Annotated in this window: 14 protein-coding genes and 1 tRNA gene; 6 read left to right on the top strand and 9 right to left on the bottom strand. The window is 60.6% G+C overall.

Annotation, left to right across the window (positions count from 1 at the left end):
* Window positions 1-41: 41 nt before the first annotated feature.
* Together R3F07_08770 and R3F07_08765 are read right to left on the bottom strand one after the other, a co-directional pair.
* On the bottom strand, window positions 42-254 hold the full coding sequence (locus tag R3F07_08770; GenBank protein MEZ5276457.1) for a hypothetical protein: 213 nt from the start codon (window positions 252-254) through the stop codon (window positions 42-44).
* Entirely contained in the window at window positions 251-598 is a 348-nt protein-coding gene (locus tag R3F07_08765) for a hypothetical protein (protein ID MEZ5276456.1), read from the bottom strand. Before R3F07_08765 ends, R3F07_08770 begins: the two co-directional genes overlap by 4 nt.
* Window positions 599-797: 199 nt before the next feature.
* Here R3F07_08765 and R3F07_08760 point away from each other — a divergent pair, with 199 nt between their 5' ends.
* The 3 genes from R3F07_08760 to R3F07_08750 all read left to right on the top strand — a co-directional run bounded on the left by R3F07_08760 (window position 798) and on the right by R3F07_08750 (window position 3,187).
* Window positions 798-1,178, top strand: coding sequence for a S4 domain-containing protein (locus R3F07_08760; protein MEZ5276455.1), 381 nt, complete (start codon window positions 798-800; stop codon window positions 1,176-1,178).
* 425 nt (window positions 1,179-1,603) lie between these two features.
* Complete coding sequence (locus tag R3F07_08755; GenBank protein MEZ5276454.1) at window positions 1,604-1,810, top strand: hypothetical protein; 207 nt, start codon at window positions 1,604-1,606, stop codon at window positions 1,808-1,810.
* A 306-nt stretch (window positions 1,811-2,116) separates the two neighbouring features.
* Window positions 2,117-3,187 (top strand): hypothetical protein, encoded by a 1,071-nt coding sequence (locus R3F07_08750; protein MEZ5276453.1) that lies wholly within the window; start codon window positions 2,117-2,119, stop codon window positions 3,185-3,187.
* 22 nt (window positions 3,188-3,209) lie between these two features.
* On the opposite strand, the gene R3F07_08745 is transcribed toward R3F07_08750, so the two are convergent.
* The 3 genes from R3F07_08745 to R3F07_08735 form a co-directional block, all read right to left on the bottom strand.
* Window positions 3,210-4,076 carry an HDOD domain-containing protein gene (locus tag R3F07_08745; protein MEZ5276452.1) on the bottom strand — a complete coding sequence of 289 codons (867 nt, stop codon included), beginning with the start codon at window positions 4,074-4,076 and terminating at the stop codon, window positions 3,210-3,212.
* Between the two features lie 125 nt (window positions 4,077-4,201).
* Window positions 4,202-4,942 carry a hypothetical protein gene (locus tag R3F07_08740; GenBank protein ID MEZ5276451.1) on the bottom strand — a complete coding sequence of 247 codons (741 nt, stop codon included), beginning with the start codon at window positions 4,940-4,942 and terminating at the stop codon, window positions 4,202-4,204.
* Window positions 4,943-5,068: 126 nt separating this feature from the next.
* Window positions 5,069-5,260: a hypothetical protein gene (locus tag R3F07_08735; GenBank protein MEZ5276450.1), complete on the bottom strand. Its 192-nt coding sequence runs from the start codon at window positions 5,258-5,260 to the stop codon at window positions 5,069-5,071.
* 163 nt (window positions 5,261-5,423) lie between these two features.
* Between R3F07_08735 and R3F07_08730 the strand changes: the two genes are divergently transcribed.
* Window positions 5,424-6,926: a hypothetical protein gene (locus R3F07_08730; GenBank protein ID MEZ5276449.1), complete on the top strand. Its 1,503-nt coding sequence runs from the start codon at window positions 5,424-5,426 to the stop codon at window positions 6,924-6,926.
* Between the two features lie 84 nt (window positions 6,927-7,010).
* Here the strand turns inward: R3F07_08730 and R3F07_08725 are convergent, their stop codons facing one another.
* Entirely contained in the window at window positions 7,011-8,006 is a 996-nt protein-coding gene (locus tag R3F07_08725) for a tetratricopeptide repeat protein (GenBank protein ID MEZ5276448.1), read from the bottom strand.
* A 681-nt stretch (window positions 8,007-8,687) separates the two neighbouring features.
* Entirely contained in the window at window positions 8,688-10,121 is a 1,434-nt protein-coding gene (gene mgtE / locus R3F07_08720) for a magnesium transporter (protein MEZ5276447.1), read from the bottom strand.
* A 56-nt stretch (window positions 10,122-10,177) separates the two neighbouring features.
* Here mgtE and R3F07_08715 point away from each other — a divergent pair, with 56 nt between their 5' ends.
* Window positions 10,178-10,918, top strand: coding sequence for a 4'-phosphopantetheinyl transferase superfamily protein (locus tag R3F07_08715; protein MEZ5276446.1), 741 nt, complete (start codon window positions 10,178-10,180; stop codon window positions 10,916-10,918).
* A gap of 153 nt (window positions 10,919-11,071) precedes the next feature.
* Here the strand turns inward: R3F07_08715 and R3F07_08710 are convergent.
* A tRNA-Tyr gene (locus R3F07_08710) sits at window positions 11,072-11,157 on the bottom strand.
* Between the two features lie 70 nt (window positions 11,158-11,227).
* On the bottom strand, window positions 11,228-11,950 hold the full coding sequence (radC, locus tag R3F07_08705; GenBank protein ID MEZ5276445.1) for a DNA repair protein RadC: 723 nt from the start codon (window positions 11,948-11,950) through the stop codon (window positions 11,228-11,230).
* 80 nt (window positions 11,951-12,030) lie between these two features.
* Here radC and R3F07_08700 point away from each other — a divergent pair, with 80 nt between their 5' ends.
* Window positions 12,031-12,783, top strand: a complete 753-nt coding sequence (locus tag R3F07_08700; GenBank protein MEZ5276444.1) for a ThuA domain-containing protein — start codon at window positions 12,031-12,033, stop codon at window positions 12,781-12,783.
* Window positions 12,784-12,866 lie beyond the last annotated feature (83 nt).

The raw sequence follows: 12,866 nt of genomic DNA, 5'->3' as shown, positions 1-12,866 counted from the left end.
CGGCAACCCGGGGAAACTCCCTGTGGCGAGGAGGACACCGTTCAGAGATGGCTGAGGCGGATCAGGGAGTTGGTCAGAACGCTGTTCAGGGTCCAGCCATTCGCCAGACGCCGGAGGGTCTCGAGATAGAGATCGAGAATCGCATCATGGGTCTTTCGATCGCCCGGCCGTGCCGCGATCCGGCGCAGGCAGGCATTCTGGAATTCCTGGAGGGCGCGGGTTTCGGTGTCCGGATCAAGGGTGGCCGTGCTCATGCGGGTTCGTGGGGTGGGGACTCCTGGTAGTGTCGCAAGAGGTGCATATGCCCTTCGATGGCCGCATCGCGGGTGGCGTAATCCCGGGTCTCGAGCTCAGGCATGACGGGTTTGCCGTTCTCGTTCAGCTTGAAGACCACCGATGTGTAGAGGTCAAAGCCAACCGGCACGCAGCGTTCGCCGGACATCTCGGTGTGTCGTTCGCCGATGGTGGCGACACAGAAATGACCGACATGGGCATGCATGCAGAATGAGCACTCTTCGGCGAAAATGAAATGTCCCGGCGATTCCTGCCATTCGATCCTGGGGAGTTCAGTCTGGGGAAGTTGGGTCTGTATACTCATGACTGCGGACGTACTGGTTTCGAACGGGGTGGAATGCGACAGCGTGATGGCCTATAAAATCGGCAGGTTCTCCCGGGCCTTAATGGCGGGATGCAATTCATCGGTCGCCGGTTCAGTTTCCCCTTTTGCAGCGCGGCGCGAACCCGTTCCCGCCGTTCGGAACTGGATTTTCTTCCGGATTTCGTCATCGTGACCATGAATGACCTCCGACGAAGGCATGCGGCTGGATAAATGGCTCTGGTGTGTCCGGGTCTACAAGACGCGCCGTGAGGCGATTGAAGCGTGTCGGTCCGGCCGGGTCTCGATCAACGGCGCGGTGGCCAAACCGGCCCGGTCCGTCCGGGTGGGTGACCGGGTGAACGCGCGGACGATGAGCTTTGATCGGACACTAGCCGTCATCGGCCTGACGGAGAAGCGTGTCGGTGCCGGCCTGGTGGCGGGTTTTCTGGATGACCTGACGCCAAAGGAGGAGTATGAGCGGGGTCGCAAGACTGCGGTTGAGCGGGTTCTGGGGCGAACGCGCGGCAGCGGTCGCCCGACCAAGCGGGAGCGCCGCGAGATGGATCGGTTGCTCGGTTGACCCGGATCCGGAAGCCTGCGGTCAGAGCGTGGAGCGCGTCTGGCGGAGGTAGTTCGTGGTCAGGTGGATGAGAACCTGGAGGATCATGAAGCCGCATCGTCCGAGTTTCATCCAGATCGAGATGGATGCACGATCGGGACTTAGATGGAGCGGGCGGAGTGGAATGGCGCGAATCGAACTCATGGCAGAGGTCTCTGCCGGATGTATCGGTCCCTCTGGAACGGATCGTACAGGTCGAAATGCTTTTCGCGGCGAATTGCAGGAGCTGTAGGGTTTTTCCCCCATGTCTTGGGGGATTCTGCCGGGGTGGGCCGGATGCATCCTTCAGCCTGATTTTGAAAAGGGTGTAAAGATTCGTCATTGATTTTCGGGCCGACGGGTGTCAATCTTCCTTTATGCAGCCGTGGGCTCCAGGCGAAACAGAGGTGGAAATCATCCCACCATCCTTCCGGAATCGGTCCGGCAGGCGCCAGGCGGTCCGTTGGAGCCGCACGGACCTTCGTCAGACGATCAACCTGACCACGGTGGCCTCTTCGCCAGCGACCGAGCGGATTCGGTCGAGCTACGACGCAACCGGCCGTATCGTCCGTCAGGCCTTGGCGGGTGCAGCCCATTTCATCGCCTACGCTTGAGGGGCGGGTCCGGCCGGGGGGAACTGGGCGTGTCAGGCAGTCAGGCTTTCAGAAGACTTCAAACCCGCAGGATCTTTCCCCAAACGCATGGCCTTTCCCCGTATGCCCGTTCCTCATGCTTCCGTCGGATCCCGTTCCTCGATCGGACCTTTTGTCCTATTGTTCGTCGGGAGCCTCTTGATCTGGTCTCTTGGAGCGGAAACCGTCTTCGGCGCGCCGTCTCTTGACGCAGAGAAAGCGAAGGCGGACAGACTCGTCCAGTCAATACCGGTCAACGAGGTCCTGGGACCGCTTGCTCCCATCGCATTGTCGCCTTTTTTTGCCCTTTCCTGCCTGTCGGGGGCGTCTCTGTTGTCCGACGCCGGGTTGATGCCGATCGACAATGCGTTGCTCCATGGAAACGGGGTGCTCAGCAACGGGTTCGTCTTCACGGGACTCCTGGGCTTGACTGCGCTGACGGCTCTGCCGAAGTTGACCAAGGTGACCAAGCCGCTGGCCCAGGCCTTGGACCAGGTGGAGGGGTATTCGGGGATCGTCGCCGCGTTGGTTGTCCAGGCCGCGGCGAGCTTCGGGTCGAGCGGTGCCGAGGAGGTCGTCTATCAGGCGGGCATCTTCCAGTTTTCCCTGAGCACCCTGCTCATGGTGGTCTCCGCGGTGAACATTTTTGTCATCAACACGGTCAAATTCTTCTTCGAAGTCATGGTCTTCATCTCGCCGATCCCGGCGGTTGACGCGGCTTTTGAGGCGGCGAACAAGGCGTTTGCGGCAGCTCTGCTGGCGGTCTACGCCTACAGCCCGACCTTGGCGACCCTGTTGAATTTCGCAATTTTCGGCATCTGCCTCCTGATGTTCGGCTGGGTTTTCCGGCGGACGGTCTATTACAAGGCGATCCTGGGCGATCCCATCCTGGGCTTCTTTTGGGAATCGATCTTCCGGGGCAGGCGGCTTTCGCCAATGTCGACCAAGGCACCGACTTCGGTTCTTGAGGGAGTACCCGCACCGGAACTGATCATGAAGGTATTTCCGGTTTCACCGCTGGGTGCCATCAAGCGGAAGGCGCGGTGTTACCTGGTGGCGGGCGGCGGTATCGTTCAGGTTGCACGGCCGCGGTTCCTGCGGTCCACAATCATCGTGCCGATCGAGTCCGGGGATGGGGCTCTGGAAAAGGGATTCCTTTCGAACACCCTGCGATGGGGGGGGCAGGCCAATCCGATCAAGGTCGTCTTCAGTCGGCGTTACAACGGGATCCTTGAAACCATCGCGTCGATCCTCTCTGCGACGGGAGAGGGTCTGGATTCGAGCCGGGATCGCCCGAGGGACCAGATCCGGGCGCTTCGATCGGTGGATCGCAAGGACTTCAAAGCGGAGCTGGCCTGAGCGATTTCAGGCGCCCCGAAACTCAGAGCTCCTGGAGGAGCACGTCGATCATGGCCAATTTCGAGGCCACCTTTTCGAGCAGTTTTTCGTAGACCTCCGAGGTGCCCCCGAAAAGGGCGAGAACGAGGGAGTCGGGTTCCGGGGCGTCAATCTTCCGGTATCCGGACCGGATGAAGCCGGCCCCGATATCCTTGGCCAGATTGAGCATGCAGGCAGACTTGCCATAGGTCTGGCATTCGAGAGGCCGCAATTGGAAGCGGATTGGTTCGCGGACGTTTTCCGGGAATTTCCATCTTTCGAGGACATGCGCACCGATATCCGCGTGGGTCAGGCCCATCGTGGTGATTTCGTCGGCAGCGATCCTTTCCGGCGCGGCCTCCAGATCGAAGCGGGTATCCGATTGCATCGTTTGCAGATGCTTGTTGGCGAAGACCATGCCGATGGAGTGCAGCAATCCGATGGTGTATCCGGTATTCGATGCAGCTTCGTGGGTGTCTGAGAGGACCTCCAACGTCACCGCAGTCGCGACCGCCTTTTCCCAGAGTTCGCCCGCGCTCAGGCCGTAGGCGGCGAGTGGTCCGCTCATCATCTTGGCGAAAGCGACCAGGGTAATGATGCGGAAGACCTCGTCATAGCCCAGATAGGTCACCGCATCCTCAATGTTGTCGATACTGGACCTCGGGGCAAAGAAAGCCGAATTGCTCGTGCGGATGACCCTGGTGGCGAGGGTCTGGTCGAGTTTGATCAGGGTGAAGATGTCGTCCGGGTTCGTATTGCAATCGCGGATAAGGCTCTGAAGCTTCGGGAGAATCTGCGGTGCGGCCGACATATCGCCGAGTTGCGCATCGATGAAGTCCAGAGAAAGGGGAGTCGCGGCAGTCGTTGGCATGATCAACACGTTCTAACGGACGATCGCCGCATTTCCTTAGGTGAGTCTCTGCGGAAGGAACCGCCGGGTGGTAGAAAACCAATCGGCCGTTCGGCCGGGCCGGGACACCTGTTCTCCGTTGCCGCCTAATTACTGCGATTCATCTCGACCACGATGGCATCGGGTTCGATCCGGATTGAGCGGACTTCCCCGAGCTCGTCCCCCAGGCCGTTATCGTTTAGGAACTTGCGGGCCTGAGCCGGATCTTGGAATCGCGAGATTAGTCCTTCGGGAAGAGCTTCGCCGCCAGCGGTCGCCGAGTCGAGATAGAGTGGGAGCGGGTAACCGGCCGGCGGTTCGCTCAGGCTGATTGTGCCGACAAAATAACGTCCGCCGAGCAGGGGCACGCCCTTGAGCGGAAACGATGCATTCAGGATGAGACGTTCTCCCGCGATGGAGAAGTTGATGTAGGCGTCAGAAGGGAGCTTCTTGTTTGCCCGGTAGGCGAGGGCATTGAGATCCGCCGGACTGAGCCTGATGGTCGGCGGTGGCAGGTCCCCGGACGAACGCGGTGTCCCGGTCGTGACTGTCGCCTCGGAGGAGGTTGCGGACATCCCTGTTCCGGAACCGTCTTCCGCCACGGCCAGTGCCTTTTGTTCCTTCGAGAGCTCCTCGAGCCTTGGTTTCAGCAGCTCGTACTGTGCGTCCGCATCAGACTTGGTGAACTCCGGCGGTGGTGGCGGCACATCTGTGGTGTACTTGACCCCCTGGCGGTAAGCGTAGAACAGGGTGCCTCCAATAATCAGGGCCACGATGACGACGACGACGAGGAGGGCGACGGCCAATTGAGTGAGGCAACCGCCCCGGCGGGATGGGTTCAGGGTCATGACGGTGATGCTTGGCGAAGACGGATCGGGTTTCAAGTCGGCGATTGGGGTCAACCTGAGATCCCTCATGCAGTCTTGATCGCCGGCGCGCCGGAATCAAACGCCAATCGGACTCCAGGCTGGGGCTCAGATTCGTTCACCGTTGGAGCCCCGCTGAAACGGCTCAAACCGACGTTTCTCGCCGGGATCCGGGCTCTTGAGGATCTTCCTGCCGGGTTGGAAGGGAAGTCGGCCCGAGCGTAACCGGGCATGGGGTTCCCGCGGCGTACCCGGATCGATGATGGACGGGATCGCCTCATGGCCGACTGGGTCCGGCATCAGATTGGCTCGAATGGAGTCATTCCGAAGGGATCGATTAGAAATTGCCACCGGGCTGCTTCTCGCCATGGTGGTCGGATCATCTTGATCACGTTCCGAAACCTTCCCGACATTCCGGTCAGTTCCTGACCTTGCCGCCCGTTTTCCCCGGGAAAGCCGTCCCATGTCACGCGTATCCATCATTCCGATTCACAGAATCGCGGCAACCGGCAGATCCGGTGGTTGGCGCGGACTTGTGGTCGGCGGGGTCGCTCTGCTGATGATCGCGACTGCGGGACGGGCGGAAGACGCCGCCGTCTCCGATTCGATCAACAACTGGGATTATCAGATCGGGGACGTGGCCGAAGCCGATATATTCGTACCGGCGGGCCTCCGCTCGATCGACCGCAGCCTGGGACTCGGCCTGAGCGCCGAATCCCGTCCCGAACAGCTCTGGGTTTACCGGCGCGAACTCGAAACGACCGCCCGCGTCGTCGCTTCACTCCAGGCCGATTTTGTCGAGGCCCAGAGGAGGTTCCGGGCGGTTCTGATCGAGACCTTCGGTCAGATTCCTGTCAGCCGTCGCGATGTGAACTCGGTGCGCTTCCGTTCGTTGCAGGCAACCTTCCAGAATGCGAATGACGGGTTCCCGGTCAGTTATCAGCTCGCGGTGGCCTGGGCCTACGAATTGGACGATTCCCATTTCTTCCTTCCGGTCAGCCTGTCGGTCTATGAGTGCTTTATTGGTCGGGCGGTCCTGCCCGAGGAGGAAATCCTCCCTGATTATGCCGATGAGGTGTTGGTTCTTCCGGTGAATCAGAGTGTTCCGGAGGGGCCGGTCGAGGAGACGATGGAAGGTGCGGTCGCCATTTCGGGAATCAGTGTGGATGCGATCCCGGTCGTTCAGGACCGGGTTTATCGCGCGCTGGCGGGCGAGTCGCTCATCCTGGCCGACTACGTATCACGGCGGGTGGTGCCCAATGCGATTGTCGATGAAGACCTGACCCGGCGGTTGCGGAGTCGCAAGGCGGTCATCGATTCACTTTCCCAGCAACTGACGCCGGGCGCGCTGGTGGTGGGTCGCGGGGAGACCATCACCCAGTCCCACCTGGACCGCCTGGCGGCGTTGCAGAAGGTGATGCTTCCTCCGGAGATTGACCTGCGCGGAAAGCCGAAGCTTTCGTTCCGGTTCCTTCAACCCTCCACCTGGTTGCACGGTGAATGGTCGGTGGCGGATCGGTGGAACCTGGGTCTCGGCTTTTTCCTGATCCTGGCGGCGTCGGCCTGGGTGATCATTCTCCAGCGGCGGCCCCGGTCGCGTCTGCCGGCGGTCATTCCGGACGGGAGAAACGGCGGATTTGGAACTGAGGAGGAACGGGCGGAGGAATCCGTCATCGTCCGGGCTCTGCGGGACCGGACTGTTCAGGCCCTTTATTCCCAGCACAAGGACTTCCTCGAGCATGAGCGAAGCGCCACCGAGTTGCTGCGGGAATTCGAGGAGCGCGTCGCCAGCCTCGAGCCTCGAACCCAGGCGAAGATCCGCAGCTACGAAGCAAAGATCGAGGAGTTGGAGCGGCAGCTGGCGGACAAGGAGGAAGAGAACCGCGAGTTGATCCGGATACAGATCCAGAATACCCGCAAGGAAATGGCTCGCGCCATGTCTGGTTCCGATTGGGAAGCCAACTGAGTCGGCTCAGAGGCTGTCTCAAGAGCGGGAAAACGTGCCCGAATCAATCTCTGCGACTCGCTTCTGCGCTTTCAAGACAGCCTCTCAGACCACTGGCCGCCGCGGTGCGCTGGTGTGCCCAAGGGCCTTTTCGTAGCATTCGAGAGCCTCGTTGTAACGTTCGAGCCGGTTGAGGAGATTGGCCTTGCCGAGATTGGCGGCAACCATCGAGGGATCGAGTTTAAGGACCTGGTCAAATGCCTCGAGGGCTTCGTCCTCACGTTGAAGTTGTTCCAGGGTTCGGGCGCGTTTCAGATGAACGTCGATCCGTTCCGGAGCGAGGACGCGAGCCTGATCGAAACAGACGAGGGCACGGTCAAACCGGCCGATATCGAGCAGCTGGGACCCTTTCTCCAGCAGTTTGGTGACCTCGTATTCGTCGGCTTCAAAACCACCGGAATCCTCAACCGGGACCTCGGGTGCTCTGCCCCTGGTTCCGTAGGCGTCTCCGCTGCCGTTTTCCATGGCCGCAATCTGTTGCCGCAGGCTCTGGACCGCCTCGGAGAATTGCTGGCGCGAGGCCTGGACGGAGGCTGGCATCCGCGAGGGTTCCGGCAGACCCTGTCCACCCCATCCAAGTGCCGGCGGGAGGGACGCGGGTTGGTGAGCGAGGGCCGATTGGGAAACTCGATTGATCCATCTCGCCTGGAGGACGACGACCGCGATGATCGCACCGATTCCCGTCAGGCCGGTCACTCCGGAAACAATCAGGGTGATCGTGATCATGAGCATGATCATGGAACGGTCCTGCTGTCTTCCCTGCTCAAGGAGACGCTCGATCGCAGCCATGCGTGCGTCGAGCTGACGGGTTGCGGAATCGGCGACAGAAACGGGCGGCGTCCCAGCCGCCGCGGGTATCGGGATCGACTTCGCTTCCGGGATGGTCCGGGGTGGGGGCGTCGCATCAGGGATAACGACGGTCACTTCCGATGACGACCCCGGCATGGCCTGGGTGGAGGCGACGGTGGTGGCTTCCCCTTCGGTTCGGGTGCCTTGTTTGAGAAGAAGCCCACCCGACTTCGGATCGTTTTGAACGATCACGGGGTAGGTCTCCTCCGTTCGTGGAGTTTCCCCAGTGGAAAGTGCCCACCCAGCTGCCGTGACGAAACTTAAGTTGCCGATCAGCAGAGCGGCGAACCGGAGACCGCGTATCGAATATCCCGTCATCGCCCGTCAATGGGAATCCAGCGACCTCGGCATGACAAGCCTTAAGGGCCCTCGGGTGGGCTGTCTCCACCCTGAACGCAGGCTAGGGGAAACGCTGCAGTGCCTTTGCCGGCTCAGGCGTAGGTATCCAGGTGGGCTCCCACATTACGTCCCTTCCCGTTCCGGGCCGGCATTCGATCAAGAGGTCCCGGCATCCTCTCTTTCAAATCGTCGCCGTCAGCCGGAATCGGGTTGGGCAACGGTTGCAGTCCTGCCCATGGTTCCATCTGATTCCTCAGGTGCGCGTGACTGCGAACCAACCGATCGAGGGATGTCTTCAACCAGCGTGCCAGGCGCTTGAAAAACGCTGATTTACTATCCTCGTCCATGAGTCTTGATCGTGGTGATCGTCACCGCCCGGGGCGACTTGAGGCGATTCGGGGGACGTCGGCGGGCCGAAGCGAATCCAGTTTCGGACATCACCTGACGGACCTGAGTCCTTCTCTGGAATCGGCTGAGTAATCGGGACCTTTGTCCCGGTGAAAAGCGCCATGGAGGTCCCGGGATGGATCCGGGTCAATTGAGAAGGAAGTTGGCTCCGAGAGCCAGGAAGATGAAGAAGCCGGCGACGTCGGTGACGGTGGTCAGGAAGATCGAGGAACTCTGCGCGGGATCGAGTCCGAATCGCTTGAGCGACAGCGGAATGAGGGCACCGAAGGCACCCGCCAGCACCATGTTCAGGACCATCGCGATGAAAACGACGACGGCAATCCCCACGTCGTGCATGAAGAAATAGGCGACCAGGGCAGCCACTGCGCCGGATGCGATACCGTTGAGGATGCCTAGAATCGACTCCTTCACACAGATCCAGGTCCGATCGGAGGACTGAACGTCGCCGACCGCGATGCTGCGGATGGCCACGGCCAGAGTCTGCGCTCCGGAGTTGCCGCCCATGCTGGCGATGATCGGCATAAAGACCGCCAGTATGGAGAGTTCCTCGATTTGATGACGGAAGAGGTAGACGACGCCCGATGCGAGGAAGGCGGTCAGGAGGTTGACCTGGAGCCATGGGCCCCGTTTACGCAGACTGTAGAGCAGCTTCGAGTGGACGCTCTCGTCGCCTCCGGCACCGACCAGCTTCTGGAGGTCTTCCGTCGCCTCTTCCTGCATGACGTCGATGACGTCGTCGTGGGTCACGATCCCGAGGATATGGCCGGATGAGTCGACCACCGGCACGGCAAGCAGATTATACTCGGCAACGAGGTGAGCCACGTGTTCCCGGTCGGTTTCGGGACTGACCTGCCCATTGAGGTCGGATTTCATGATCTCCCGGATCCGGTTGCCCGGACGGGCGAGGATCAGGTCTCGCATGGAGACGACGCCAACAAGTCGTTTGTCGTGGTCGACGACGTAGATGTAGTAGGTCGTTTCGAGTTCTTCGTTCTGTTTGCGGATCCGGGCGATGGCCTCGTCCACCTGCATCTCAGGTTCGACGAAGGCGAACTCGGTCGTCATGATGCCGCCTGCGGAATCTTCCGGATAGGCCAGCAGCTGGGTGACCGTTTCCGACTGCTCGGGCTGGAGATCTCCAAGAATGCGGTCGCGATCGGCTTCGCCGAGTTCGGCGATGATGTCCGTCGCATCGTCGGGATCGAAGTGGCCAAGTATCTGTGCAGCGCGCTCCGGTCGCATTTCGCCGATCAGTTCAGCCGAGTCCTCCGGGCGGAACTCGGAGACGACCTCGGCCGCCAGTTCCGGCGGGATCATCCGCAGGACGTGGCGCTGTTGATCGATCTCGAACCGCTCAATGAGGTGGGCGATGTCGACGGGCGGAGTGAGGATGAGTCGGTCCCGGTCGATGGATGCGACATCTTCCCAGTTCATCAACTGGAGTTCTTCGGTCGAATAGGACTCGATGGGCTTGGGAGGTGGCGGCATTTCCATGGCGGCGAAGGTGGGGGATCCGTTGAGGTGAAGAATCGTTGGGAGAAACCCCGTTGGCAAGAGCATCGCATGAACGACTCCTACTTGGCACCGGACCGTAAACCCTTCAGCCTGTTTCCCGGATGCAATGGGAAACCTCATCAACGATTTCGACTCCAGCGGATGATCACATCCATGTCTGGCAGGCCGAATTCAATCAATGGCGCAGTCGTCTTGGCGGCCTCGAATCGATGCTTGATGGCGATGAAATCCGCCGGGCCGATCGTTTCCTGCGACTGGAAGACCGGGAGCGGTATGTCTTTGCCCATGGTCTCTTGAGGCGGATCCTCGGATCGTGCGCCGGGTCCGGGCCGCCGTTGCTGACCTTCGGGACTGGCCCCCACGGGAAGCCTTATTTGATCAGGGAGGGTTCCCGGGGGGATCACTGGTCGTACAATCTCAGCCATTCGGGTGACCGGATCCTGGTTGCGGCGATCCGGGAAAGGCCGGTCGGTGTGGATGTGGAACGGATTTCGCGAAGCGTGGAGATCGAATCATTGAGCCGTCGTTTCTTCTCTGCGGAAGAGGCTGATCATATTCTCAGACAGCCTGAAACGGCACGGAAAGCGGCCTTTATCGACACCTGGGTTTGCAAGGAGGCCTTCGTCAAGGCGGTCGGGGAAGGCTTGTCGATGCCTCTGGATTCGTTTTCGATCGAGTTTGACCGGAATGGGACCAGGATTGTCCGAAGCCGGGGCAAGGAGAACCCCCACCTCGATCGGCCCTGGACCCTGATCCGGTTTTCAGTTGCCGAGGACTATTCAGGTGCGGTTGCAGTTGGTGGTGAACCGCCGCAAGTCTCAGGTTTTCTTCTCGTTCCCTGATCCGGCGTTAACCATCCGGGTCGATAAGTGATGGTGGGAGAGGAGGCTCGTGCCTCGCTCCGTCGAACCCCCTGTGGTGGTCCAAATCCACCGATTGACGTCTTGTAGCCCGAGCGGTCTCAGATTCGGACTGTCATCTGGTTCTTCGAAAAGTGGTGGTGGGAGGTGGATTCGAACCACCGTAGGAATAATCCAGCAGATTTACAGTCTGCCCTCGTTGGCCACTTGAGTATCCCACCGGCCGTTTGGAGAACGTCCTAGATCAAGGTCGATCGAACAAAGTTCAAGGCTTTTCTTTGAGCCTTTCGATCAGAGCAGGCCGGATTCCCGGAAGCTGTAGTAGCCCAGGCCGGCCGGATCAATTTCCTTTCGACCGATTACGATATGATCGAGCAGGTCGATGTCCACGGCTTTGGCTGCATCCCGGAGCTGCCGGGTCACCTGGATATCGGCGCTGCTTGGTGCAGGATCGCCGCTGGGGTGGTTGTGGACGCAGATGACGGCGGAGGCTCCGGCCCGGATGGCCTCGCGGAAGACCTCCCGGGGATGAACAAGGCTGCTGGTGGCGGTTCCGGAGGTGGCTTCGTGCTGGCGCATCAACCGGTTTTTCCGGTTGAGACAGAGGACCCAGAATTTCTCGACGTTCAGTCCGGCGGTGGTCGGAAGGAAGTGGGCAAAGACGATCTCGGGACGATTGAAGATCGGGTTTGTTCCGGTGCCGCGGGCGAGAACCCGGCGGGCGATTTCCATCACCGTGACCAGTTGGAGGGCCTTGACCGGCCCGATGCCGGGGACACGCTTGAAGTCGTCGGCCGACCAGGCGAGCAGGTCGGAGAGGGACCCGGCATCCGCGACCAACCGGCCCGACAGGCTCAGGACGTCGTTTCCGGGGGTCCCGCTGCGCAGGAGCATGGCGATCAGTTCGGTATCGCTGAGGGCCCCGGCGCCTTGGGATTCCATCCGCTCTTGGGGGCGTTGATTCGAGGCCATCTCCCGCAATTGCACCGGACGGTATTCGGGGGAGGCGGGCATGAGAGGCAGTCTGTCGTTAGGACGGGATTTTGGAAGAATTTTGTTCCTCCGGTCGACGGGAAACGACAGGATGTCCGGTCATGAGCAAGCTGCGTGTTGTTGTCTGGGGTGAAAACGTGCACGAGACCACCCATGAGGCGGTCCGGAAAATCTATCCGAAGGGGATGCACACGGTGATCGCAAGAGGACTGCGGGAATCGGGTGATGATCTCACTGTATCCACGGCTACACTACAGGAGCCCGAGCACGGGCTGACCGAGGCGCGCCTCTCGAAGACCGATGTCCTGATCTGGTGGGGGCATGCGGCTCATGAGAAGGTCGACGACGCCGTTGCAGCCCGGGTTCAGAAGAGGGTCCTGGAGGGCATGGGACTGGTTGTCCTGCACAGCGGTCATTATTCCAAGGTCTTCAAGCGACTTATGGGGACGACCTGTTCCCTCTGCTGGCGTGAAGCGGGCGAAAAAGAACGGGTCTGGGTCTGCAACCCCGGCCATCCGATTGCGGCGGGGATCGATGGTTACTTTGAATTGGCGAACGAGGAGATGTACGGGGAACCGTTTGGAATTCCCCCACCGGATGAGCAGGTCTTCATTTCCTGGTTTGAGGGCGGCGAGGTCTTCCGGAGCGGCAATTGCTGGTTCCGGGGCAACGGGAGGATCTTCTACTTCCGGCCCGGCCATGAAACCTATCCGACCTATTACGATGCCAATGTCCGGCGGGTCATCGCCAATGCCGTCCGCTGGGCCCGCCCGCAAGGGGTCTGGAAGGACGGCTGTCCGAACATCAAGAACCCGCCCGAGCCGCTCGAGTTGAAGGGCGGGAGCGTGCACTGAAGGGGGACGCTGCGCCGTTTCGGCATGGCAGGTCGGGCTGGCCCCATCGATTCAGCGTCCGATCGATCCTGCGGAAGTTCGCT

The sequence above is a fragment of the Opitutaceae bacterium genome, assembly GCA_041395105.1.
GTDB lineage: Bacteria > Verrucomicrobiota > Verrucomicrobiia > Opitutales > Opitutaceae > B12-G4.
The sequence above is the reverse complement of the archived record's forward strand: the minus strand, read 5'-3'. Positions and strand labels throughout refer to the sequence as shown.

Coding starts and splice junctions, on each gene's coding strand:
- R3F07_08700 (MEZ5276444.1), top strand. CDS start 12,031: ATGAGCAAGCTGCGTGTTGTTGTCTGGGGTGAAAACGTGCACGAGACC.
- R3F07_08715 (MEZ5276446.1), top strand. CDS start 10,178: ATGCAATGGGAAACCTCATCAACGATTTCGACTCCAGCGGATGATCAC.
- R3F07_08760 (MEZ5276455.1), top strand. CDS start 798: ATGACCTCCGACGAAGGCATGCGGCTGGATAAATGGCTCTGGTGTGTC.
- R3F07_08765 (MEZ5276456.1), bottom strand. CDS start 598: ATGAGTATACAGACCCAACTTCCCCAGACTGAACTCCCCAGGATCGAA.
- R3F07_08735 (MEZ5276450.1), bottom strand. CDS start 5,260: ATGCCGGACCCAGTCGGCCATGAGGCGATCCCGTCCATCATCGATCCG.
- mgtE (MEZ5276447.1), bottom strand. CDS start 10,121: ATGCTCTTGCCAACGGGGTTTCTCCCAACGATTCTTCACCTCAACGGA.
- R3F07_08730 (MEZ5276449.1), top strand. CDS start 5,424: ATGTCACGCGTATCCATCATTCCGATTCACAGAATCGCGGCAACCGGC.
- radC (MEZ5276445.1), bottom strand. CDS start 11,950: ATGCCCGCCTCCCCCGAATACCGTCCGGTGCAATTGCGGGAGATGGCC.
- R3F07_08770 (MEZ5276457.1), bottom strand. CDS start 254: ATGAGCACGGCCACCCTTGATCCGGACACCGAAACCCGCGCCCTCCAG.
- R3F07_08745 (MEZ5276452.1), bottom strand. CDS start 4,076: ATGCCAACGACTGCCGCGACTCCCCTTTCTCTGGACTTCATCGATGCG.
- R3F07_08740 (MEZ5276451.1), bottom strand. CDS start 4,942: ATGACCCTGAACCCATCCCGCCGGGGCGGTTGCCTCACTCAATTGGCC.